Below are 21,151 nucleotides of genomic sequence, written 5' to 3' on the forward strand. Positions count from 1 at the left end.
GAATACACTATGGTTTGTTTAAGCGCTAACAAGCGCTTTAATTTAAACTAAACAATAGCGGCAACAACAAATAATACGTGCTAAACACACCTTATAATAAGTTATTAAAACGTTATGCTTTAAACGTATCAGCTAATCGTTACAAATTAACTTATACCCACTTATTTAATTAAAAATACTACCATAGCGAATAAATACATTGCATTAACTAAATTCAATTAATCTTTACAAAAGTTGTTAATATTATTTTGTAATACGCTTATAAACGCTGCGACGTGTAAACCGTCCATTAAAGAATGATGCACATCAATCGAAAACGGCATTAGTCCCGTGGTTTTATCATATTGACCAAACACAAACTTAGGAATTCCTAAACATTCCCCATCACTAAAGGCATGCGAAAAACTGCTAAAGTTCAGCCATGGCAACACCGAAATATGTATCAAATCAGCTTGTCCTTCGGTTTGAGCGAATGCCTGAGAAAATAACGGTTGAGATTTAGCATTGGCACTTATAGTGGTGGCGTGTTGAGAAAAAGCTTCAAAGCAAGACGAATAATTAAAATAACTAAATATAAACGAATTATCACTAGCAAGCTCTACCACACTGGCTCTAACTTGCTTTAAGCGCCATGGACGATCATTTACAATCCTTAACATAATCGGGTTATAGGCGTGGCATGTTGTTAGTGTGACATGCACATATGCTTGGAAAAAAGACAGTTTATTTTGTTTGCAATATTCAAATAAAGGCTTGGCGTTAAGTGTTACACACACATTAAAATATGGCTGGGTGAAATTTTTAAATAATTCAAAGTGTTGCTTACGAGGCCAAGTATCAAAATCAATTGGCTCCATTATGGCGTTTTTATTAGTCATATTATCCATACGGTTAAAGGTACCGCCATAAAGTATAAACAAAAAAGGCGTACCTAAGTACGCCTTTTTATAAATAATACAGCTAAATTAAAGACCGTTTTTAATAATCTCTTGAGCTAGCTCATCAGCAATTAAATGCGTTGATTTTTGCTCTTTTTCACTACGCGCAAAAATTTCAGTTAGTGTATCGTATATGCCTTCAACATGCTTATTAGAAGCCGCAGCACTGTAACCTTGTGGTGCTGTTTCGTAATATACGTTTATTATGCCACCAGCATTTATAACGTAATCAGGTGCATATAAGACCCCTTTTTCACGTATAACTTCCCCGTGGCGAGATTGTGCTAATTGATTATTTGCACAACCTGCAATAATCGTTGCTTTAAGGCGTGGTATAGTTTCATCGTTAACCGTTGCACCAAGTGCACACGGTGCGTATACATCAACATCAAGGTCGTAAATTTCATCAATGCCCACCGGTGTTGCACCAAAGTCATTAACTACACGTTCTACAGCATCTTGGTTTATATCAGTTACAAATAGTTGCGCACCGGCCTCAGCTAGGTGTTTACATAAACCATAGGCTACAGCACCTAAGCCTTGCACAGCCACTTTAATAGCCGAAAAATCTTGATGACCGCGCTGGTGCTGTAACGCCGCTTTAATTCCTAAAAAAGTACCATACGCTGTAAAAGGTGACGGGTTTCCGCTTTTCCCTTCAAGGCCTAGCACATAGTTTGTTTCTTTATTCATTAATGCCACATCATCACAGGTAATGTTCACATCTTCAGCCGAATAGTAACTGCCATTTAATCGCTCTAATTGGCGTCCAAAAGCACAGAATAACTGCTCAGTCTTAATTTTTTTTGCATCACCAATAATAACAGATTTACCACCACCAAATGGTAAACGTGCTACCGCATTTTTGTAAGTCATGCCCTTAGATAAGCGCAGCACATCGTATACTGCGTCTTCATCTTTTGCATAATCCCACATTCTACAACCGCCAACGGCAGGGCCAAGGTTAGTATTGTGCACGGCAATAATTGCTTTTAAACCTGACGCTTCGTCAGAACAAAAAACCACTTGTTCGTGGTTATCAAATTCAGCTTGATTAAACACAGCCACTGTTATTACTCCAAAATAGTTTACCCGTGAGAGGGATGAGCGCTGGAAATTGACGAAACTTTACCACTTCATTTTTAAGGGTGCCATACAATGAGAAGTTAAACCTGTAAAAACCGAGCTTTGTGAATTAATAAATCCGAATGATGATAAAATATAGATATAAAATTCAATAATTGGCGAAAAAGTTAAATTAAAAACTAATAACACCGTTCAAAATCGCGCTCAAATTTACGTGAACGTAAAGGTAACACCAAGTGTAAACCTTGTATTACACAGCCCCTCTCCCATCAAAGGCGCACAGTGTATAGGTTTATAAAGAAAAAAGCAGATCCAGCACAACTGGTCGGAGCTGCTTATTTGAAGGGATAATTAGCGTTTTTTAAATATTTCATATAGCAAATACAAAAAAGCGAGCCTAAGCTCGCTTTGTAATTAGATTACGTAAACCTTTATTTAAGCTTACCGTCTAGCTCTTCAATTTTAGCTTTCCAAATTGCAGGGCCTTGCGTATGTGCGTTAGCCCCTTCGCTATCTACAGCAACTGTTACTGGCATATCTTCTACTTCAAATTCGTAGATGGCTTCCATACCTAAATCTTCAAAGGCAACCACGCGTGCTTTTTTAATTGCTTTAGATACTAAGTATGCTGCACCACCTACCGCCATTAAATAAACCGATTTATGCTCTTTAATAGACTCAACCGTCGCAGGACCACGCTCAGCTTTACCTATCATGCCTACGATGCCGGTTTTTTCTAGCATCATATCGGTAAACTTATCCATACGTGTTGCGGTTGTAGGGCCAGCAGGACCTACGGCTTCATCACCTACGGCATCAACTGGACCTACGTAATAAATAAACTTGTTATCAAAATCTACGCCCTCAGGTAAACCTTCACCTGAATTGATCATATCTTGTAAGCGTTTATGGGCAGCGTCACGGCCTGTTAAAATAGTGCCTGAGAGTAAAATAGTTTCACCCATTTTCCACTCGCGAGTATCTTCCTTAGTTAGCGTGTCTAAATTAACTCGGCGAGTTCCTTCACCTACTTCAAAGGTTACTTCTGGCCAATCTTCTAACTTAGGCGCTTTTAAATCTGCAGGGCCTGAGCCATCTAAGGTAAAGTGTACGTGGCGAGTTGCAGCACAGTTAGGGATCATTACAACAGGCTTTGAAGCCGCATGCGTAGGGGCTGTTTTTACTTTAATATCAACAACCGTTGTTAAACCACCTAAACCTTGCGCACCAATACCTAGCTTGTTAGCACGCTCAAAAATTTCTAAACGTAATTTTTCTTCTGTCGTTTGTGCACCGCGCTCCATAAGCTCATGAATATCAACCGGGTCCATTAGCGACTCTTTTGCCATTACCGCTGCTTTTTCAGCTGTACCACCAATACCTATACCTAGCATGCCTGGCGGACACCAACCTGCGCCCATCGTCGGTAGCGTTTTTTCTACCCATGCAGCTACATCGTCAGATGGGTTTAGCATCACCATTTTACTTTTGTTCTCTGAGCCGCCGCCTTTCGCTGCAACCATTACTTCTACTTCGCCACCTGCCACTAAATCAATGTGTACCACTGAAGGGGTATTATCTTTAGTGTTTTTACGCGTGCCTGCAGGGTCAGCTACAATAGAAGCTCGTAGTGGGTTATCTGGATTTAAATATGCGCGACGTGTGCCTTCATCAACCATTTGTTGTACGGTTAAATCTGTTTTATCCCACTTAACATCCATACCTACTTTTACAAAACAGGTAATAATACCCGTGTCTTGACACAATGGACGTTTGCCTTCAGCCGACATACGCGAGTTAATTAAAATTTGCGCAATTGCATCTTTTGCAGCCTTGCTTTGTTCTTTGTTATAGGCTTTTTCTAGCGCTTGAACAAAATCAAGGGGATGATAAAAAGAAATATATTGCAACGCATCTTCAATGCTATCAATAAAGTCTTGCTGACGGATTGTACTCATAGTGGTTCCTTAAGTTAGCGTTACGCTTAAGCGTAATCTATACCAAACCGGTGACGGTGGTTTGCACTGTTTTAATTACAACGTAGATTTGATACTAAACGCTGCCAAAAAAATTTGACTTATGATACCCTCCCAGCCCGTTTCGAGCCAGTTCTTAAAGGGGCAGTAAATGCTAAACAATGAAAAAAGTTGTGTAAAATTAGCCATAACGCAAAACTGCATTGATGTTTTCGCGCATTTTGCGCATTTACCCTATGCCGTATTACTAGACTCAGCCAATAGCGAGCACATAAATAGTCGCTTTGATATTATTGCAATAGAGCCTCACGCTATTTTAGAAGTAAACAACAATCAAAGCGTATTTAATCAGCAGCTTGACTCACGTAGCCCCTTTAAAATAATGAACGATGAGCTAAGTAAACTTAGCGCGCAAAAAGCCGCTAGTAATCTGCCTTTTAACGGCGGCTGGCTTGGTTATTTTGGTTACGACTTAGGCCGCATTATTGAGCACATGCCAAGCACAGCAAAACACGATATAACATTGCCACAAATGGCTATTGGCCTTTATTTAGATGCACTGATATTTGATAAACGCCAGCAAAGCTGGTTTTACGTTTCTCAACCTGAAGTAAACCGTTTGGCGCTTTACCAACAGTATTTAGTAAACGATATAGTACCTGCACATTTTTCACTCACCAGTGATTGGCGATCAAATATGAGTGAACATGAATACGCTGATAAATTTGCGCAGATACAAGATTATTTAAAAAGTGGTGATTGTTATCAAATCAACCTAGCACAGCGATTTAGTGCTGGCTTTAAGGGCGACTGTTTTCAAGCTTATAAAGTATTGCGCGAGGCTAATAAAGCGCCATTTTCTAGTTTTATTAACCACCCATGTGGCGCCATTTTATCAATATCGCCAGAGCGTTTTATTGCAGTGCACGACAACATAGTTGAAACAAAACCCATCAAAGGCACTTTGCCACGTAAGGCCGATGCCATCGCAGATCAACAACAAGCCAGAGCCCTTGAAAGCTCCACTAAAGATCGTGCAGAAAACGTAATGATTGTTGATTTATTGCGCAACGATTTAGGTAAAGTAGCCAAGCCAGGCTCTGTAAAGGTGCCCTCACTGTTTGCTATTGAGAGCTTTCCTGCCGTGCATCATTTAGTAAGCACAGTAACGGCAGAACTCGATGAGGGTAAAACGGCGGTTGATCAGCTTGAAGCGGCTTTTCCGGGCGGCTCAATTACCGGTGCACCTAAAATTAGGGCTATGGAGATAATTGAAGAGCTAGAGCCTCATAGGCGTAGTATTTACTGCGGTTCTATAGGGTATTTAAGCGCCTGCGGCAATATGGATACCAGCATTACAATTCGTACCTTGGTTTGTCATAACGAACACATTTATTGCTGGGCCGGCGGTGGTATTGTGGCTGATTCTAAAGTCGAATTGGAATACCAAGAAACATACGATAAAGTGAATAAAATACTTCCTTTATTAACACAGTAGGTCGCTTTGAATAGTGAACACATTATGGCGCGGTTTCAGTTAAGCCCTACAGCTGCGCCAAATCAAATAAAAGATACCCGTAAAAAACGCGCAAGTGCCGTTATGCTGCCTATTATTGATATTGATAACCATGCGCATATTTTACTGTGTAAACGCCCTACTTATTTACATCATCACCCTGGGGAAATTTGTTTGCCCGGTGGTAAGTTTGAGCAAAGTGATAAGCACCTTCGCACTACCGCGCTTCGAGAACTTCACGAAGAGCTTAATATAGCGCCAAGTAATGTCACAGTGCTAGGCCAACTGCCACAATACTCTACACTTACAGGTTTTAGCATCAGCCCATTTGTGGGTTTACTTGATAAACACACAGTATGGGAAAACGATTATAATGAAGTGCAAGCTAGTTTTTTGCTCTCACTGACTGAGCTAAGTAGAGCAGATAATTGGCAGCCATTGCCTTTTCAACGCTTTGGTAAAACCATTACCCTACAGGGGTTTAGTACACCTCATGGGTTACTGTGGGGAGCAACAGCTAGCATTATAAAAAACTTTACAAAGCAGCTTGCCCTACCAGTGTAAAACTTACGGCCAAATAGTTACATAATATAGAATTAACGTTATGATACTCAACCGTTCAAAGAACAGCTTTCTAGCTGAGTAAATAAAGTAGAGACCCATAGTATGATCAGTGCATTTGATATGTTTAGCATTGGTATTGGCCCATCGTCGTCACATACCGTTGGCCCAATGCGTGCCTCGCGCTTATTTGTTAATGACCTACAAGAGCAACAACTTTTAACCTCTGTTACCGATATAAAGGTAGAGCTTTATGGCTCACTGGGTCAAACCGGCGTAGGCCACGGCTCTGGTAAAGCCGTTATATTAGGACTTGCTGGGTACGATCCAGAAACAATAGATGCCGATTTAGTTGACGATATTCTTGCCACAATTGAAAAAGAGCAAGTGATATACCTAAACCAAACCCATAAAGCGAACTTTCCTAAGCAAGGGGCTATTGTTTTCCATCGCCGCAAAACCTTGCCTAAGCACTCTAATGCAATGGAAATTATTGCCTCGAATAATGGCGAAAAAGTATATAGCAAAGTGTACTACTCTATTGGTGGCGGCTTTATTGTTACCGATGAAGAATTTGAAAACGAAAAACAAGCAGCCCTTGATATACGCGAACAAAACCCGGCTCCTTACCCGTTCGAAAGTGCTAAAGACTTACTAGAGCTGTGTAAAGAATCTGGCTTTAGTGTATCTACTTTAATGATGCATAACGAAAAAACGCTGCGCAAAGAAGACGATATCAAAGACGAGCTGTTTAATATTTGGCAAGTAATGAAAGCCTGTATTGAACGTGGTATGCGCACCGAGGGAATTTTACCAGGTGGTTTAAAAGTTAAACGCCGTGCGCCTAGTTTGTATTTAAAGCTAAATGTAGAAGTAAGTAATGACCCACTCAGAGCAATGGATTGGGTGGATTTATTTGCCTTAGCTGTAAATGAAGAAAATGCCGCGGGCGGACGCGTAGTCACGGCGCCAACAAATGGTGCTGCGGGTATATTGCCAGCCGTTTTAATGTACTACCACACATTTATTAAAGAAGTGGACCGCGACATAGCCACACGCTATTTATTAACCGCAGCGGCTATTGGTATTTTATACAAAAAAAATGCCTCAATTTCGGGCGCAGAAGTAGGCTGCCAGGGAGAAGTGGGAGTTGCTTGTTCAATGGCTGCTGGCGCACTCACCGAAATTGTTGGTGGTAATGTAGTACACGTTGAAAACGCCGCCGAAATTGGCATGGAACATAATTTAGGCCTAACCTGCGACCCTGTGGGCGGATTGGTACAAGTACCGTGTATTGAGCGCAACGCCATGGGCGCCATTAAAGCAATTAATGCTTCTCGCTTAGCAATACGTGGCAGTGGCGAGCAAAAGGTGTCGCTTGATAAAGTAATTAAAACCATGCTCGATACCGGTAACGACATGAAAACCAAATACAAAGAAACCGCACGCGGTGGATTAGCAGTAAACATTATTGAATGTTAAGCGTATAAAAACAAAAAACCGCGTATTTTAGCAATACGCGGTTTTTTAGTATTTATATAATTAAGATCTTACTATTTTACCGGCAGCTCTATGTCGGCAAATAACGCATCAACATCTTCTTGATTGCGTAATAAGCTTGCTCGCTCTACTCGCTCTTTAGTTAAATGCGGAGCAAAACGCTCAATAAAGTCATACATATAAGTACGTAAAAAACTGCCCTTTCTAAAACCAATTTTAGTTGTGCTCGCTTCAAATAAATGGCTGGCATCAATACATACTAAATCTGTGTCACTTAATTGATCAACGGCCATTGAGGCGACAACACCTACACCTAACCCTAGCCTTACATAAGTTTTAATTACATCGGCATCGGTTGCAGTAAACACAATGTGTGGCTCAAGGCCGTGCGCATTAAATGCTTTATCAAGCTCAGAGCGTCCAGTAAAACCAAATACATACGTAATAAGCGGATACTGCGCTATATCAGCAACGGTTAAATTGTCGGCCTTTTGTGCTAGTGGATGATCTTTTGCCACCACAATGCTGCGGTTCCAATGATAACAAGGCAGCATAACTAAATCTGAGTATAAATGAAGTGCTTCAGTTGCAATGGCAAAGTCTGCGTCACCGCGCGCTGCCGCATCAGAAATTTGTTGTGGTGTGCCTTGATGCATATGCAGCGAAACAGCTGGGTATTTTTTCATAAAGCCCTGAATAACACTTGGCAAAGCATAACGTGCTTGCGTATGTGTTGTGGCTATATTTAGTTTACCCTGATCAGGCAGCGTGTGCTCATTAGCAACCGCTTTTATACCTTCGACTTTAGATAAAATTTCGCGAGAAATGTTAATTATTTCTTCGCCGGCACCTGTAACATGCGTTAAATGCTTACCACTGCGGCCAAAAATTTGTACACCTAGCTCATCTTCAAGCATGCGCACTTGTTTAGATATACCAGGCTGTGAGGTAAATAAACTCTCAGCAGTTGCTGATACGTTTAGCTTATGGTTTTGAACTTCTACAATGTATCTAAGTTGTTGTAATTTCATGGTGGCAGTTTTTAACGTTATTATTAAGCTTATATGATGGTAATACTAAGCAAAACCAAGTTAAATTTAGTAAAACTTGGCAAAGTAAGCATGTATATTTTCATTATTCAAGCATTAAGGCTAGCACAATAAATCCGCTGCAGATAGCGATGTTTATTCAGGTTCAACTTATAATACATTATTCTTATATCTAATTTTTAACATATTTTTAAGTTAATCAGCGCAAAGCTACCCTCAAAGCATATATTTGATGTAATATAAAAAAATAGATTATGAATCCGAGAATTAAGCCATGATCGTTTCGATTATAATTGTGCTTATAGTGGCACTGATAGTGATTGCACTGTGGGTAAGCGCTGTACAACAGCATAAAGAAAAGCAAGAAATTGAACGTCGCAAAGAATTAACAAAACAAAAAGCGATAATTGAAGAAACCGAAGAAGCACTGATGAATAGCGCTAATATTCCGCTTTCTGAAAACATTATACGCGTTTTACAACGTAGATGTTACGAAGCACTAAACGCGATGGTAAACCACTCACCTAATTCTAAAGCATTAAAAAGTAGAATGAACGAAGCTAAAGAAAAGCTAAGTGGTGCAGTTCAAGGTAATAGCAGCGACAATTTATCGTTACCAAGTAACGATAAGCAGTTAGTGTCGCTAATTCAGGGCATAAAAAAGCTTAGAGCTATTATGCGCTCTGAGCACAGTAAAGGGCGTGTAGATAGCCAAGTATTTGCAGCAGAAGATAAGCGCCTTGAAAAGTTACAGCTCAGAATTAATATAGAAAGCCAAATTAAACGCGGTTTATCTGCTCGTTCAGCGAGCATGGTGGGCTCTGCTAGGCAATATTTTGAAAAAGCCTATGCCACACTTAGTGCCGTTAGTTATTCTGATGAATACGTCAACGCAAAACGTCAAGAAGTTGAAGCCTATTTAGAAGAAATAAGCAGCGAACTAAAAGCTTCAAACGCCACTGCCTTGAAGAAAAAAGCAGAAGCAGAGCAAGATGACTTAGACGTATTATTTGCACCTAAAAAGAAATGGTAATTTTAAATACCCAAAAGAAAGCCCATGCATAATGTATGGGCTTTTTTGTATCTGTTAAGCTGTTTTACCAATGGGTAAATACTAACGTATTTTAAGGCACTACCTAGCGCTAACCACATTATAAACGCTCATTTGCCTCTGCATAGAAACGCAAGGTATAACAATGCAGTGGCAATAAGTGATAGCGACTAAATAATAAATGTTTATCCACCTTCAAATTAAATCTCTTAACTAAAAGAATGGACATTAGCTACTACGATAAAAATGCAAACTTGATAATAAATAACGCTGTTAAAATCCATACGCTAATACTCACTTGCTCACGTTTACCACATAGTACTTTAACCGCAGTATACGATATAAAACCAAGCGCAATACCGTGCGCAATAGAGAATGTAAGTGGCGTCATAAGTAGTACCACACTCACTGGAATTGCATCGCTCATGTCATCCCAGTTTACAAACTTAAGGTTTTGCAGCATTAATACCGCAACGTATAAAATAGCACCCGCAGTCGCATAAGCCGGCACCATTTGCGCAAGCGGTGCAAAAAACATCATTAGTAAAAAGCATATACCCACTACAACAGCTGTTAAACCAGTACGCCCACCAACCGATACACCGGCTACAGACTCAATATAAGACGTAGTGGTAGAAGTGCCTAACATTGCACCTGCAATAGTCGCTGTACTATCGGCACTTAAAGCACGCCCTAAACGTGGCATATTGCCTTCTTCATCGGCTAAACCTGCTTTTTGAGTTACCGCAACCAAGGTCCCTGATGTATCAAATAAATCAACAAACAAAAACGCAAAAATTACACTCAGCATAGAAAGCTCAAAGGCCGCAGCAAAATCAAGTTGCATGAACGTAGGTAAAATAGATGGTGGCATTGAAATTACGCCGTGGTATTTAACTAAGCCGAGGCTTAATGCAATGCCTGTTACTAACAAAATGCTAATAAGTACGCCGCTTTTTATATCACGATAAAGCAAAGCTGCAATCACAAAAAAGCTCAAAATAGCGAGTAAAGGACCTGCCGATGTAATATCACCAAGCTGTACTAATGTAGCTGGGCTTGAAACAATAATACCCGCATTTTTAAGTGCAATTAACGCTAAAAACGCACCAATACCAGTGGCAATAGCCTGCTTTAAAACTAGCGGTATAGCATTAATTATCCACTCTCTAACCTTAAACAAACTTAATATTAAAAATATACAACCAGACATAAATACCGCACCTAATGCCGCTTGCCAGCTATAACCCATACCCAGTACAACACCATAAGTAAAAAATGCGTTTAAACCCATGCCCGGCGCAAGTGCTAAAGGGTAATTAGCCCAAAGCCCCATAATAAAACAGCCAATTGCCGCTGCAATACAGGTAGCAACAAATGCAGCACCTTGATCCATACCTGCTTCAGCAAGCATTGCAGGGTTTACAAATACAATGTAAACCATAGTAATGAAAGTAGTGATTCCAGCAATGCTTTCGCGTCGCACAGTGGAGTTATTTTCGCGGAGTTTAAATAGAGCTTCGAGCATAATAGACTTGTGATAATAAAAAGTGACGTGATTTTACCATAAAATTAAGTATAAACAGGACATTTTACCTTGCTATATACTAAACTGTTGACGTAGAAACTATAAAAAAGAAAGTATATGAATAACACTCAGCCTAGCGGACAAGACTTAGAGCAGCAATTAAACAATATTTTAGATTTTGTAACACAGCCTACAAACCACAGTGCTGACGACAATAGTGATGTAAGTGAACAAACAACACTTAACAAAGCGCTGTATTATTTAAAGCATAACCAAGCACCGTTGGCAGCTAAGTGGATGCGCCTTACCGCAATGGCCGGAAATCATCGCGCCCAGTTTTATTTAGGGTTATTTTTTGTCAAAGGCCAAGGCGTACCAAAAAGTGTATTTCACGCTGCAGCATGGCTAAGTTTAGCCAGCAGCCAAGGCTATGAACCGGCAACCGCTGCATTAGATGATTTAAGAAAATATATCGATACCAAACGCTTTAAAGACGCTCAATGCTATGCAGCCAGTTTGTATGAGCAAATCCACCAAATTCAATTTGCCCGCTTAGTTCCAAAAAATGACTAACTACTGTATAGCTAACAGCTAAGTACTGTATAGCGCTGCTACACTTTATACAGTACTGCAAACACCCTCAGCTTTCATTCACACGCCAAAAACATAAATATCTGTTTTTAAAGTGTTATTTTTAATTTTAATTTTTTAAAACCATTAACTGTATAAAAAATAGCAAAAAACGCTTGCACACAACAACTGTATAAACTACTGTATACATGTACTGTATATAAACCCAGTGAGTGAGACCTATGCTACAGCCAATTACCGTAAGAACTGTTAAAAGCTACCAACAACATGATGAAAGTGAGTCGGTAAACTTAATAAAAGTAGAAGATGAAATTTCTGCTACGTTTGAGATGCTAAAAGTGTTGCACCAATACAATAGCTCTAACGCGTGGACCTTACTAATTGCGCCCGACCATGTGCCTAGTAAAGCCTTGTTAGATAGTTGCTCTATAGATACCAGCAAACTGCTTGTAATAAGACAAAAGCATTTAGTAAATTTAGAGTATGTGCTTAACTCAGCACTTCATAATGGTAATTTTGCAGCCATTATTACGTGGACCGATATAGTAAGTGAGCAGCAACTTGTTAACTTATCGCTTAATTTAAACAAAAGAAGCGCTAAGCTATTTTGCTTTACTAAAAAAACCAGCACTACAGCAATATCACTTACTCAATAAGCTTGGTAAAATACATTTTTAATCTATGTTAATTAGTATTTTATGAGTGTAACCAGTACCAGCGCTTGCTTATGCAACAGTCAGCTTAATTATGGCGACTGTTGCCAACCTTATCATCTTGATATAAAAACCCCAGAAACACCTGAGCAACTAATGCGTTCGCGCTTTAGTGCTTATGCATTAAAAAATGCATCTTATGTATTTAAAACTTACGCCAAAGAAAAACAAGCACAAAACCCAGTAAATGAAATTGCTGACTTTGCCAATAGCTGCCGCTTTGTAAAATTAGTTGTGCGCGATACGCAGCAAAGTGATGAGCGAGGTTATGTTGCCTTTAACGCATATTATTTTTACCAAAACTTATATTGTGAGCTAGATGAGAAATCAGACTTTATAAAAGAAGACGGTGAATGGCGATATTTAGAGGGTATTATTAATCCGGTCGCCGATATAAAAGTTGCCAGAAACGATCCCTGTCCATGCGCAAGCGGTAAAAAATATAAAAAGTGTCACAGTGTATAAAGTAAGCTAAACACTTAGAAAAAAAATAGCGTCTTATTTAATACCATTAATCCGCTTAATGAAGTGACCTATTTTGAGGATGGAAAAACGTGTTGATAGCTAGGCAAAAAATTGCTCTTAAGTTATTATAAATGAGAATTTTTTAACGCTGATAGCCCACATGTAGCCTCTCAAAATGATTAAGCATTATTGCTAAATGCTATAAGCGCTACTTTATATCACTAAATATATTAATAACTGCCATAAACAAAAAATGGACCATTTAGGTCCATTTTCTACAATATTGCTATTGGTTTATTCATCATCATCTAAATCGTACGATTCACGCTGCGCAGGTCTAGCTAAAATCTCAACATAGAATGAAGTAAGCGCCTGCTTTTCGATTTCGCTGATCTTGTTGTTAATTTCAGCTACGTGAACAACTTCTGCATCATCGGCACTTGTGCCAAACTTACAGTCAAATGCCCAGTAATCAGCTTCAACAGGTAGCGTTTTATTGCGCTCTCTTTTCAAATATTTTTTCACTTCATGCTTTGCAGCATCAACCATACGAGGGTATTTGATTTTCTCGTGATTTAGCGTGAATGTTTTCTTCATTACGTTCCTAATTACCTTGATTTAATGATAATGGCACTCAAGTCATACCATTTGCAGCCATTATAGCAATTGCATTTAATTTGTGGATGCTTTTTTTAAACAAAAAAGGAATTGTTCTATTTTATTGCATAACCGATTATTAAATATAAGGTGTTTTAAGCTTTTAAAACGCACGAGTGTTAAATTATTTTATGCGTTAGCAACAAGCAATGGCTTATGTATAGCCTCATTAGTTAAATCGTCATAAAATGCGGCGGCGTCCATTTGTGGACTTGCAAGCGCGGTGTGCGTGTCATTTAAGCGCCTGCGTACTGATGGTTCACAATTCTCGATTACCGTTAAAGGGATATGTAACTTGTCATCTCTAATCGCTAGTGGCTCAGGGTTTAAGCAGTGACTTAATTTTATTGCTTTCATACCTGCTTGTTCGCCTTGTTGAACAATCACAGACGCGTGCTCTTGCCCTATGCTCATATCAAATTTTTCGGGGGCTAATAATTGCTTTGGCCCAGCACCAAAGCGCTTCCTTAACTGTTCTTCGTCTACATAAGCACTATGCGTTTCACTTTTTGGTAAGTGAAATTGACTAAAATCCAGCGCATCGTGCGATAGCATCGCTAATAAAAGTGAAAATTCGCCTCTGCGATTTTCATGCACACTTTTATTTAGCCTGGTCTTTAGTTGACTCTCTGTGATTAACAAATCATCGATTTGCATAGTCTTTAGCCGATAATGATAACTGGTAGATATTTATCGGCTTTATTTCAAATTTCTTTAGCTTTTTTCTTTACTTAAATACGCAGTTTGCTATTATCAGCGCCGTTGCATTGGAGGGGTTCCCGAGCGGCCAAAGGGATCAGACTGTAAATCTGACGGCTCAGCCTTCGCTGGTTCGAATCCAGCTCCCTCCACCACTTTTCTTACCGCAAAGTTAAGTGGGGCCAAATGTGACAAAATAGTGTGGAGGGGTTCCCGAGCGGCCAAAGGGATCAGACTGTAAATCTGACGGCTCAGCCTTCGCTGGTTCGAATCCAGCTCCCTCCACCACTTCTTATTTTCTATATCTTCTTCGCTTCTATCTAAATCATTTTCAGACTAATTATCAAATACCCACTGTAATGTTGCTCCGTGGTTTTTAAGCCATGCGGATGCAGATTTATAATCGGGATAAAATTTAGCTACGCGCTTCCAAAAAGCGTTGCTGTGGTTTAAATGCTTTAAATGAGCCAATTCGTGCACAATAACATAATCAATTATATGCTGAGGTGCCCCAACAAGGTTAAGGCTAAAGGTTAGCTCTCGTCGAGAATTACAACTTCCCCACTTACGTTTATAATTTCCAATCGTCAATTTAGTCGGTAATGCTTCTGACATCTGTTGGCAATAATAAGCCAAGCGCATTTCAATGTAGTTTGTTAGCGTTTCTTCAAGAGCAAGGCAAAGTAGCTGCTTGCGTTTATCAAGCTGTTTGGTTACTCGATTAGAAGTGTAAATAGTAAACACGCTATCGGATTGCTGAACATGCGAGCGTGCCCCTTTAGCAAAAGTAATAGTATATGGCTTAGCAAAAACCATTATTTGCTGGTTTTTAAACGGGTGTTGTTGATTATCAATAGCGTTAAGTTGTTTATGTAATTGCGCAGTTACCCACTCTTTTTTACTAAACAGCCATTGTTCTATTTGTAGTTTTGGGACGTGTGTAGGTGCATAAACAGTAACTAGTTTTTTGCTTACTTTTATTGCCACTGTTTTACGCCTAGTGCTGCGCTTTAACTGATACTCAAACAAGGTGTATGCTCTAAATATAAATAAAAGCCTATTATAAAGCCTTATTTAATCAATGCAGTTATTTACAGATAAATAAATGGGCTCAGTATTTTTTATTGTATTCATTAACTCAAAATAACGCCTTATTAATAAAGCGTGCTGCATATGTTAATATTTTAAAAAGAAAAGGTAACTTCACAGATTTATAGTATAAATAATTAGATTAACAGTTTATTTATATAATAAATCTATTAAACTAGTTCAATAAAGATACTAATTAGAGTCATTATGCTCTCCGCATTTTTTATAACCGACCAAGATCCGAGCCTCATTATAAATGGTGCATACAACCCTATACTGGTTAGCTTATCGGTTATTACCGCTATTTTTGCTGCCTTTTTTACCGTATGGTTAATTGATGTAGCAAAACAAACACAGTTCGAAAGCTATAAACGCTTAGCCAATGTAACCGGTGCCACAGTTTTATCGGCCGGTATCTGGAGCATGCATTTTATAGGTATGTTGGCTTTTTCGTTATGTACAGACATTAGCTATGATCCGCTCATAACCCTCTTATCTTTTTTACCTGCATTTATTGCATGTCAATATGCCTTTTCGATTTTAGTAAAATCGCAAGGCTCGTTCAAACACCTTTTTATTTGCTCTATTTTACTCGGCGCAGGTATTGGTACAATGCACTACAGCGGCATGGCAGCAATGCAACTAGCCCCGTTATTACGTTACGACCCTGCTATGTTTGCTTTATCAATTGTGGTCGCTGTTGGTTTATCGTTTATAGCGCTTTTTACGCGTTATCATTTAACACGTTTACTCCCTAATTTATCACAGATACAAGCTCGCGTTATTACCGCTGTCATATTAGGAACTGCGGTGGCAGGCATGCACTACATGGGGATGGCCGCTACCCGCTTTGTTGCAACCTCACCGCTTTTACCCGATTACCAAAAATCAACCACTGAGCTTGCTTTTGTCGCCATAGCGGTAGCTACTGCAACAGTTGCTATAACCTGTGTTATTGCAGTTATAAATGGCATGGTTAGATACCGCCTACTGCTTGAAGAAAAATCGGCTGATGAATCTCGACTAAATGCTATTTTAGGCACTGCTATTGATGGCATTGTGACTATAGATCACACCGGTATAATTTTGAGTTTTAATGATGCTGCTAGCAAAATTTTTGGGTGGCGGGAAAGCGATGTTCAGGGTCAAAATGTAAAAATGCTCATGGCTGATGAAATCGCTCGTCACCACGATGGGTATTTGTCTAACGCCAAAAATGTAGACCTAGGTAAAGTAATCGGTATAAATAGAGATGTGTCAGCCAAACACAAAGATGGCCACCTCTTCCCTATTCGCTTAGGCATTGGAGAGGTTAATCAACCCGACCACATGCCATTATATGTTGGTTTTATTACCGATTTAACCGAGCAACGCGCTATGCAACAAAGTCTTATTGAAAAAGAGCAAAAGTACCGCTCTTTAATGGACAATATGCCAGGCGCTGCTTTTCGTTGTAAGTACGATAAAAACTGGAGCATGTTATTTATCAGCCCTATAGTGGCTGAGCTAACCGGCTACACACCAGAAGAGTTCACAGAAAGCTGCATTGAATTTAATGATCTTATTTTAAAAACAGATCAGCCAACGGTTAACGAAGCTGTAGCGCAAGCTTTGACCTCGAGTTTAAAGTACTCGGTAGAATACCGTATTCGCCACCGTAACGGTAAAGTTGTTTGGGTATTAGATAAAGGCAGTCTTACCTGTGATAAAGACAATGACCCTCAATGGATAGACGGGGTATTAGTAGATATTACAGAGCAAAAAGAATACGAAGACAAGCTAGAGCAAGCTAAATTACAAGCTGAAGAAGCAGCGCACGCAAAACAAGCGTTTATGGCTAATATGAGCCATGAGATCCGTACGCCAATGAATTCTATAATCGGTTTTAGCGACCTACTGATGGATACACCGTTAAACCAAGAACAGCAAAAACACTTAGTTACTGTAAATAATGCAGCACGTTCATTATTAAGACTCCTTAACGAAGTGCTTGATACCGCAAAGCTCGAGCGCGGAAAGCTAACTATTGAACCAGTCCACTTTAGTTTGAAGCAAGTACTCGACAGCATTATTTCGACATTTTGGCTCGAAGCAAAAAAGAAAGACCTACGTTTAAAATTAAACATTAAAGACTCTGTTGCCACAACCTACTATGGTGACCCAGATAGGTTAAGGCAAATTTTAACTAACCTCATCGGTAACGCGATTAAATTTACCGAGCAAGGTTCGGTTGAGCTAACTGTAAGCACAACGCAAACCGATCAACTCTTTTTTGAAGTGCAAGATACAGGTATAGGTATTGCTAAAGACCGCGTTAAAGCTATATTTCAGCCGTTTGTTCAGGCCGATGGCACCACTACTCGTCGCTTTGGCGGTACAGGCCTGGGAACAACCATTAGTAAACAATTAGTAGAGCTGATGGGCGGCACTATAAACCTAGTCAGTGAAGAAAACAAAGGCACCTGCTTTTATTTCTCTTTACCTCTTAAACAAGGCGATGCAGAAAAAATAGATCATTTCGATGGACTGCACACTCAATTACCATCGCTAAGGGTACTTGTGGTGGACGATATTGAGCAAAACACTGAGCTGCTCTCGTTATTACTTTCTAAAGATCAACATTTGGTAAGCAAAGCAAGCAACGGTTTAGAGGCTATTGCAATATTCGAGAAGCAAGATTTTGATGTAATTCTAATGGATATTCACATGCCTGAGTGTGATGGCATAGAAGCAACCACAAAAATTAGAGCCATAGAAAAGCAAAGGCAGCTTAAATTTACCCCCATTATTGCACTAACGGCCAGCGTCCTACAACAGGATAAACTTACAGCTAAACGTGCTGGCATGAATGGCTTTGCTAATAAGCCTATAGATATAAACCAGCTTAACCAAGAAATTGCGCAGGTGCTTGGCTTAGGTATTGCTAAAGATATGGTTATTAGCCAATCAGACCCTGAGGCTAAACACATCGACTTTGAAAAAGGTGTGATGCTTTGGGGTAATAAATGCAAGCAGTTAACCGAAATTGCCAAATTTATAAGTGACAGCAATAGGCGATTTGATATTTTATTTAATAATAAGTTATCTGAGATTAAAGACGCCAACAGCCTAATACATACCCTTAAGGGGGTCGCCGGTAATTTAGGCCTAACAACATTAATGTCTTTATTAGCCAACTTAGAGCACGAACAAACATCTGAACAATCTACAACGTTAGTAACACAAATAAAAGACGAGTTAGAGACAATAACCCAATTAATATCAGGCGATGAATGTGCACCAATCACGCGTGTTGAGAGTGAAGATACAGAGCAAAAAAGCTCGCTAAGCGCGGCTGAATTAAAGTCACTATGTGAAACGTTGCACCATGAAGCGCAAAGCGCCGAGCTCAACGATGATTTACTTGCGCAGCTTGAAAATAACGCCCCTGCACACTTACAAACTCAAATAAATGAGGTTGTAAACGCGTTTGATGAATTTGACTTTGATCAGGCGCAACATGTGCTAAACGATTTAATTAAAGAGTTTACCCAAGAATGAGAATAGTGAATGGATTTTAGCAACGACAAACCACGTATATTAATCGTTGACGATGAACCTGCGAACTTAAAAGTTATGCGAGAAGTATTAGGTAATCAATACCGTATGTCTTTTGCTAAATCGGGAGATGCAGCACTTACACTGCTTGAAAAAGAACAGCCTAAACTTATTTTACTCGATATCATGATGCCCGATATGAATGGCTTTGAGGTATGCGAAATAGTTAAAAGTACACCCGCTCTTTCGCATATCCCAATTATTTTTGTAACGGCTCTGGGCGATGAAAGCGATGAGTTTAAGGGGTTTGAACTTGGCGCTGTTGATTACATAACTAAACCTATTAGCCCTGCGATTGTGCGCGCCCGAGTTAAAACACATTTGTCGCTTGTGCAGGCCGAGCAATTAAAGCAAGCCCATGTTGATTTAGTACATCGCTTAGGTCGCGCTGCAGAGTACAAAGACACAGACACTGGCGAGCACATTGCTAGGATGAGCCAATACAGTAAATTATTAGCATTAGAGTTTGGTATGGATCAACACCAAGCCGAGCTACTTCGCCAAGCAGCCCCCATGCACGATGTAGGTAAAATAGGTATTCCTGATGCTATTTTATTAAAGCCTGGGCGATTAACCTCTGAAGAATTTGACCACATGAAACAGCACGCGGTTATTGGTGCACAAATTTTAGCAAATTCTTCATCTCCGCTATTACAACTTGCCCATAAATTAGCTATAGAGCACCACGAAAAGTGGGATGGCAGTGGCTACCCTCATGGTTTAAAAGGCGAACAAATATCGGTTGAAGGGCGTATTGTAGCTATTGCTGATGTATTTGATGCCCTTACCTCAAAACGCCCGTATAAAGAGGCCTGGGGTGTAGAAGAAGCACTTGAGCATATGCAAGCACAAGCGGGTAAACACTTTGACCCCCATCTTATCAATTTATTTGTAAATAAGCTCGATGCTATAATCGCAATTAAAAATACATATCAAGAGCAAGACTAAGTATTGCGCTTGTGCGAGCCTTGTTTTACATCACCATATATCGCTTTTATGTGCGGGTAGTCACGAGAGGTTATTTCGTGGCTATTCCCACTGTTATCTTTAAAATAAAGTGAAAACGTAACACCGTGATCGGCCAGTACTGTTTTTATATTTAAGCCATTTAAATAATCAACCCAGCAAATAAACTGTGCGCCGGTGGCAGCAAACGCAATCCCTTTACTTCGACCTTGTGCTTCAAACAACGCTAAACGCGTTGTTTTTGCGGTATCTTCAAGTGTGAGTGGCCCTTTGCCATTTTCATCCCAAAAGGCAAGCTCTTCAACTACGCTAAAGCCTAGTACCCGCTTATACCATTTTAGCGCTTCTTGGATGTTTTCAACATTAAGGTGGCAATGATCAATACCCGATAATAAGGGAACACTCATTTTATTGACCAATTTCTGATTTTAACTGCTCTAAAAACGCATACATATACTCTGTACGCCGCTGTGCCTCGGCTTTAGCTGAAGGCGTATTCATGCTCTTGGCAATATGAAGCAATTTAATAAAAAAATGATCAAGAGTATAGGTTTTATCATCTGCTTCGCGGTTAACACAAAATGGGTCATCAGGGTTATACAGTAAGCGGTTAATAGAGCCCCCTACTTTCATACAGCGGCTAACACCTATTGCACCGAGTGCGTCCATTCTATCGGCATCTTGCACTATTTGAGCTTCGACTGTTTTAACCGCAATATTGGCGCTAAAGCTATGGGCAGCGATAGCATGGTGAATATCATCAAACAAATTGGCGTCATAATTAATTGATTTTAAAAACGCAATGGCTTTATCTGCCGCCATGGTGGATGCTTTTGCTCTGTCTGGATGGTTTTTAGCCACCGCAACACAATCGTGCATCCACGCTGCCGGTAAAACAATATTCATATTGGCTTTCTCAGCGTGACATAATTGAATGGCAACACGTACTACGCGTTCAATATGCGTTATGTCGTGTGCTACATCGGCATGTATTAACGAAGTAATAAATGATCGACATTGAGAATCAAGCTGTTGTAACTCAGGGCTTAAAGCAGTGTTGGCCACAGTTATGTTCCAAAAAACTAATTTATATGAGAATTATCCGTACTTTAACGCGCTTTACACCTCCCTTGCAAAACATTCATTGTATGTTGTCCTATGCTTGACTA

At 39.7% G+C, this 21,151-nt stretch carries 19 protein-coding genes and 2 tRNA genes; 11 read left to right on the forward strand and 10 right to left on the reverse strand.

Translation table 11 applies throughout. The annotated features are described in order from the left end of the window. Window positions 1–218 precede the first annotated feature (218 nt). From QUE46_RS10380 to QUE46_RS10390, 3 genes are all read right to left on the reverse strand, one after another. Window positions 219–857: a CatA-like O-acetyltransferase gene (locus QUE46_RS10380; protein ID WP_286247729.1), complete on the reverse strand. Its 639-nt coding sequence runs from the start codon at window positions 855–857 to the stop codon at window positions 219–221. A 108-nt stretch (window positions 858–965) separates the two neighbouring features. After that, on the reverse strand, window positions 966–2,006 hold the full coding sequence (locus QUE46_RS10385) for a Glu/Leu/Phe/Val dehydrogenase (RefSeq protein ID WP_286244732.1): 1,041 nt from the start codon (window positions 2,004–2,006) through the stop codon (window positions 966–968). Window positions 2,007–2,455: 449 nt separating this feature from the next. Next, window positions 2,456–3,982, reverse strand: coding sequence for a fumarate hydratase (locus tag QUE46_RS10390; RefSeq protein ID WP_286244733.1), 1,527 nt, complete (start codon window positions 3,980–3,982; stop codon window positions 2,456–2,458). A gap of 169 nt (window positions 3,983–4,151) precedes the next feature. Here QUE46_RS10390 and pabB point away from each other — a divergent pair, with 169 nt between their 5' ends. The 3 genes from pabB to QUE46_RS10405 all read left to right on the forward strand — a co-directional run bounded on the left by pabB (window position 4,152) and on the right by QUE46_RS10405 (window position 7,559). Beyond that, on the forward strand, window positions 4,152–5,498 hold the full coding sequence (pabB, locus tag QUE46_RS10395) for an aminodeoxychorismate synthase component I (RefSeq protein ID WP_286244734.1): 1,347 nt from the start codon (window positions 4,152–4,154) through the stop codon (window positions 5,496–5,498). A 6-nt stretch (window positions 5,499–5,504) separates the two neighbouring features. Continuing rightward, window positions 5,505–6,080, forward strand: a complete 576-nt coding sequence (locus QUE46_RS10400; protein WP_286244735.1) for a CoA pyrophosphatase — start codon at window positions 5,505–5,507, stop codon at window positions 6,078–6,080. A 102-nt stretch (window positions 6,081–6,182) separates the two neighbouring features. Continuing rightward, window positions 6,183–7,559 carry an L-serine ammonia-lyase gene (locus QUE46_RS10405; RefSeq protein ID WP_004589403.1) on the forward strand — a complete coding sequence of 459 codons (1,377 nt, stop codon included), beginning with the start codon at window positions 6,183–6,185 and terminating at the stop codon, window positions 7,557–7,559. Window positions 7,560–7,630: 71 nt separating this feature from the next. On the opposite strand, the gene cysB is transcribed toward QUE46_RS10405, so the two are convergent. Further along, the gene (cysB, locus tag QUE46_RS10410) at window positions 7,631–8,608 is read right to left on the reverse strand and encodes an HTH-type transcriptional regulator CysB (RefSeq protein WP_024032357.1); all 978 of its coding nucleotides are present in this window, start codon (window positions 8,606–8,608) and stop codon (window positions 7,631–7,633) included. Window positions 8,609–8,900: 292 nt separating this feature from the next. Here cysB and QUE46_RS10415 point away from each other — a divergent pair, with 292 nt between their 5' ends. Next, window positions 8,901–9,659 (forward strand): hypothetical protein, encoded by a 759-nt coding sequence (locus tag QUE46_RS10415; protein ID WP_286244736.1) that lies wholly within the window; start codon window positions 8,901–8,903, stop codon window positions 9,657–9,659. A gap of 253 nt (window positions 9,660–9,912) precedes the next feature. On the opposite strand, the gene QUE46_RS10420 is transcribed toward QUE46_RS10415, so the two are convergent. Next, complete coding sequence (locus QUE46_RS10420; protein ID WP_286244737.1) at window positions 9,913–11,205, reverse strand: NCS2 family permease; 1,293 nt, start codon at window positions 11,203–11,205, stop codon at window positions 9,913–9,915. A 117-nt stretch (window positions 11,206–11,322) separates the two neighbouring features. Between QUE46_RS10420 and QUE46_RS10425 the strand changes: the two genes are divergently transcribed. From QUE46_RS10425 to QUE46_RS10435, 3 genes are all read left to right on the forward strand, one after another. Further along, entirely contained in the window at window positions 11,323–11,778 is a 456-nt protein-coding gene (locus QUE46_RS10425; RefSeq protein WP_286244738.1) for a sel1 repeat family protein, read from the forward strand. A gap of 239 nt (window positions 11,779–12,017) precedes the next feature. After that, a complete protein-coding gene (locus QUE46_RS10430) occupies window positions 12,018–12,452 on the forward strand; it encodes a SulA-like leucine-rich domain-containing protein (RefSeq protein WP_024032354.1) in 435 nt (144 codons plus the stop codon). 42 nt (window positions 12,453–12,494) lie between these two features. Beyond that, the gene (locus QUE46_RS10435) at window positions 12,495–12,974 is read left to right on the forward strand and encodes a YchJ family protein (RefSeq protein WP_286244739.1); all 480 of its coding nucleotides are present in this window, start codon (window positions 12,495–12,497) and stop codon (window positions 12,972–12,974) included. Between the two features lie 294 nt (window positions 12,975–13,268). Here the strand turns inward: QUE46_RS10435 and QUE46_RS10440 are convergent, their stop codons facing one another. Both QUE46_RS10440 and QUE46_RS10445 read right to left on the reverse strand, forming a co-directional pair. Next, the gene (locus QUE46_RS10440; protein WP_286244740.1) at window positions 13,269–13,571 is read right to left on the reverse strand and encodes a DUF6172 family protein; all 303 of its coding nucleotides are present in this window, start codon (window positions 13,569–13,571) and stop codon (window positions 13,269–13,271) included. A gap of 189 nt (window positions 13,572–13,760) precedes the next feature. Continuing rightward, window positions 13,761–14,288, reverse strand: coding sequence for a VC2046/SO_2500 family protein (locus QUE46_RS10445; protein ID WP_286244741.1), 528 nt, complete (start codon window positions 14,286–14,288; stop codon window positions 13,761–13,763). 112 nt (window positions 14,289–14,400) lie between these two features. Here QUE46_RS10445 and QUE46_RS10450 point away from each other — a divergent pair. After that, window positions 14,401–14,485 (forward strand) — tRNA-Tyr (locus QUE46_RS10450). Between the two features lie 48 nt (window positions 14,486–14,533). After that, window positions 14,534–14,618: transfer RNA gene (locus tag QUE46_RS10455), tRNA-Tyr, on the forward strand. Window positions 14,619–14,666: 48 nt separating this feature from the next. Here the strand turns inward: QUE46_RS10455 and QUE46_RS10460 are convergent. Further along, window positions 14,667–15,317 carry a M48 family metallopeptidase gene (locus QUE46_RS10460; RefSeq protein ID WP_286244742.1) on the reverse strand — a complete coding sequence of 217 codons (651 nt, stop codon included), beginning with the start codon at window positions 15,315–15,317 and terminating at the stop codon, window positions 14,667–14,669. A 309-nt stretch (window positions 15,318–15,626) separates the two neighbouring features. Here QUE46_RS10460 and QUE46_RS10465 point away from each other — a divergent pair, with 309 nt between their 5' ends. Both QUE46_RS10465 and QUE46_RS10470 read left to right on the forward strand, forming a co-directional pair. Further along, window positions 15,627–18,959: an MHYT domain-containing protein gene (locus QUE46_RS10465; protein WP_286244743.1), complete on the forward strand. Its 3,333-nt coding sequence runs from the start codon at window positions 15,627–15,629 to the stop codon at window positions 18,957–18,959. A gap of 9 nt (window positions 18,960–18,968) precedes the next feature. After that, complete coding sequence (locus QUE46_RS10470; RefSeq protein WP_286244744.1) at window positions 18,969–19,964, forward strand: two-component system response regulator; 996 nt, start codon at window positions 18,969–18,971, stop codon at window positions 19,962–19,964. On the opposite strand, the gene QUE46_RS10475 is transcribed toward QUE46_RS10470, so the two are convergent. Together QUE46_RS10475 and QUE46_RS10480 are read right to left on the reverse strand one after the other, a co-directional pair. Next, window positions 19,961–20,389 carry a VOC family protein gene (locus QUE46_RS10475; RefSeq protein WP_286244745.1) on the reverse strand — a complete coding sequence of 143 codons (429 nt, stop codon included), beginning with the start codon at window positions 20,387–20,389 and terminating at the stop codon, window positions 19,961–19,963. The genes QUE46_RS10470 and QUE46_RS10475 overlap by 4 nt on opposite strands. 1 nt (window position 20,390) lies before the next feature. Further along, on the reverse strand, window positions 20,391–21,047 hold the full coding sequence (locus QUE46_RS10480) for an HD domain-containing protein (RefSeq protein WP_286244746.1): 657 nt from the start codon (window positions 21,045–21,047) through the stop codon (window positions 20,391–20,393). Between the last annotated feature and the right edge of the window lie 104 nt (window positions 21,048–21,151).

The sequence above is a fragment of the Pseudoalteromonas sp. MM1 genome (genome assembly GCF_030296835.1).
In the GTDB taxonomy this organism is placed as follows: domain Bacteria; phylum Pseudomonadota; class Gammaproteobacteria; order Enterobacterales; family Alteromonadaceae; genus Pseudoalteromonas.

Bases quoted from the DNA above. Each gene is read 5' to 3' on its own strand.
- QUE46_RS10430 (WP_024032354.1), top strand. From the start codon at position 12,018: ATGCTACAGCCAATTACCGTAAGAACTGTTAAAAGCTACCAACAACAT.
- QUE46_RS10420 (WP_286244737.1), bottom strand. From the start codon at position 11,205: ATGCTCGAAGCTCTATTTAAACTCCGCGAAAATAACTCCACTGTGCGA.
- QUE46_RS10415 (WP_286244736.1), top strand. From the start codon at position 8,901: ATGATCGTTTCGATTATAATTGTGCTTATAGTGGCACTGATAGTGATT.
- QUE46_RS10470 (WP_286244744.1), top strand. From the start codon at position 18,969: ATGGATTTTAGCAACGACAAACCACGTATATTAATCGTTGACGATGAA.
- QUE46_RS10440 (WP_286244740.1), bottom strand. From the start codon at position 13,571: ATGAAGAAAACATTCACGCTAAATCACGAGAAAATCAAATACCCTCGT.
- QUE46_RS10435 (WP_286244739.1), top strand. From the start codon at position 12,495: ATGAGTGTAACCAGTACCAGCGCTTGCTTATGCAACAGTCAGCTTAAT.
- QUE46_RS10425 (WP_286244738.1), top strand. From the start codon at position 11,323: ATGAATAACACTCAGCCTAGCGGACAAGACTTAGAGCAGCAATTAAAC.
- QUE46_RS10465 (WP_286244743.1), top strand. From the start codon at position 15,627: ATGCTCTCCGCATTTTTTATAACCGACCAAGATCCGAGCCTCATTATA.
- QUE46_RS10380 (WP_286247729.1), bottom strand. From the start codon at position 857: ATGGAGCCAATTGATTTTGATACTTGGCCTCGTAAGCAACACTTTGAA.
- QUE46_RS10390 (WP_286244733.1), bottom strand. From the start codon at position 3,982: ATGAGTACAATCCGTCAGCAAGACTTTATTGATAGCATTGAAGATGCG.
- pabB (WP_286244734.1), top strand. From the start codon at position 4,152: ATGCTAAACAATGAAAAAAGTTGTGTAAAATTAGCCATAACGCAAAAC.
- cysB (WP_024032357.1), bottom strand. From the start codon at position 8,608: ATGAAATTACAACAACTTAGATACATTGTAGAAGTTCAAAACCATAAG.
- QUE46_RS10475 (WP_286244745.1), bottom strand. From the start codon at position 20,389: ATGAGTGTTCCCTTATTATCGGGTATTGATCATTGCCACCTTAATGTT.
- QUE46_RS10445 (WP_286244741.1), bottom strand. From the start codon at position 14,288: ATGCAAATCGATGATTTGTTAATCACAGAGAGTCAACTAAAGACCAGG.
- QUE46_RS10405 (WP_004589403.1), top strand. From the start codon at position 6,183: ATGATCAGTGCATTTGATATGTTTAGCATTGGTATTGGCCCATCGTCG.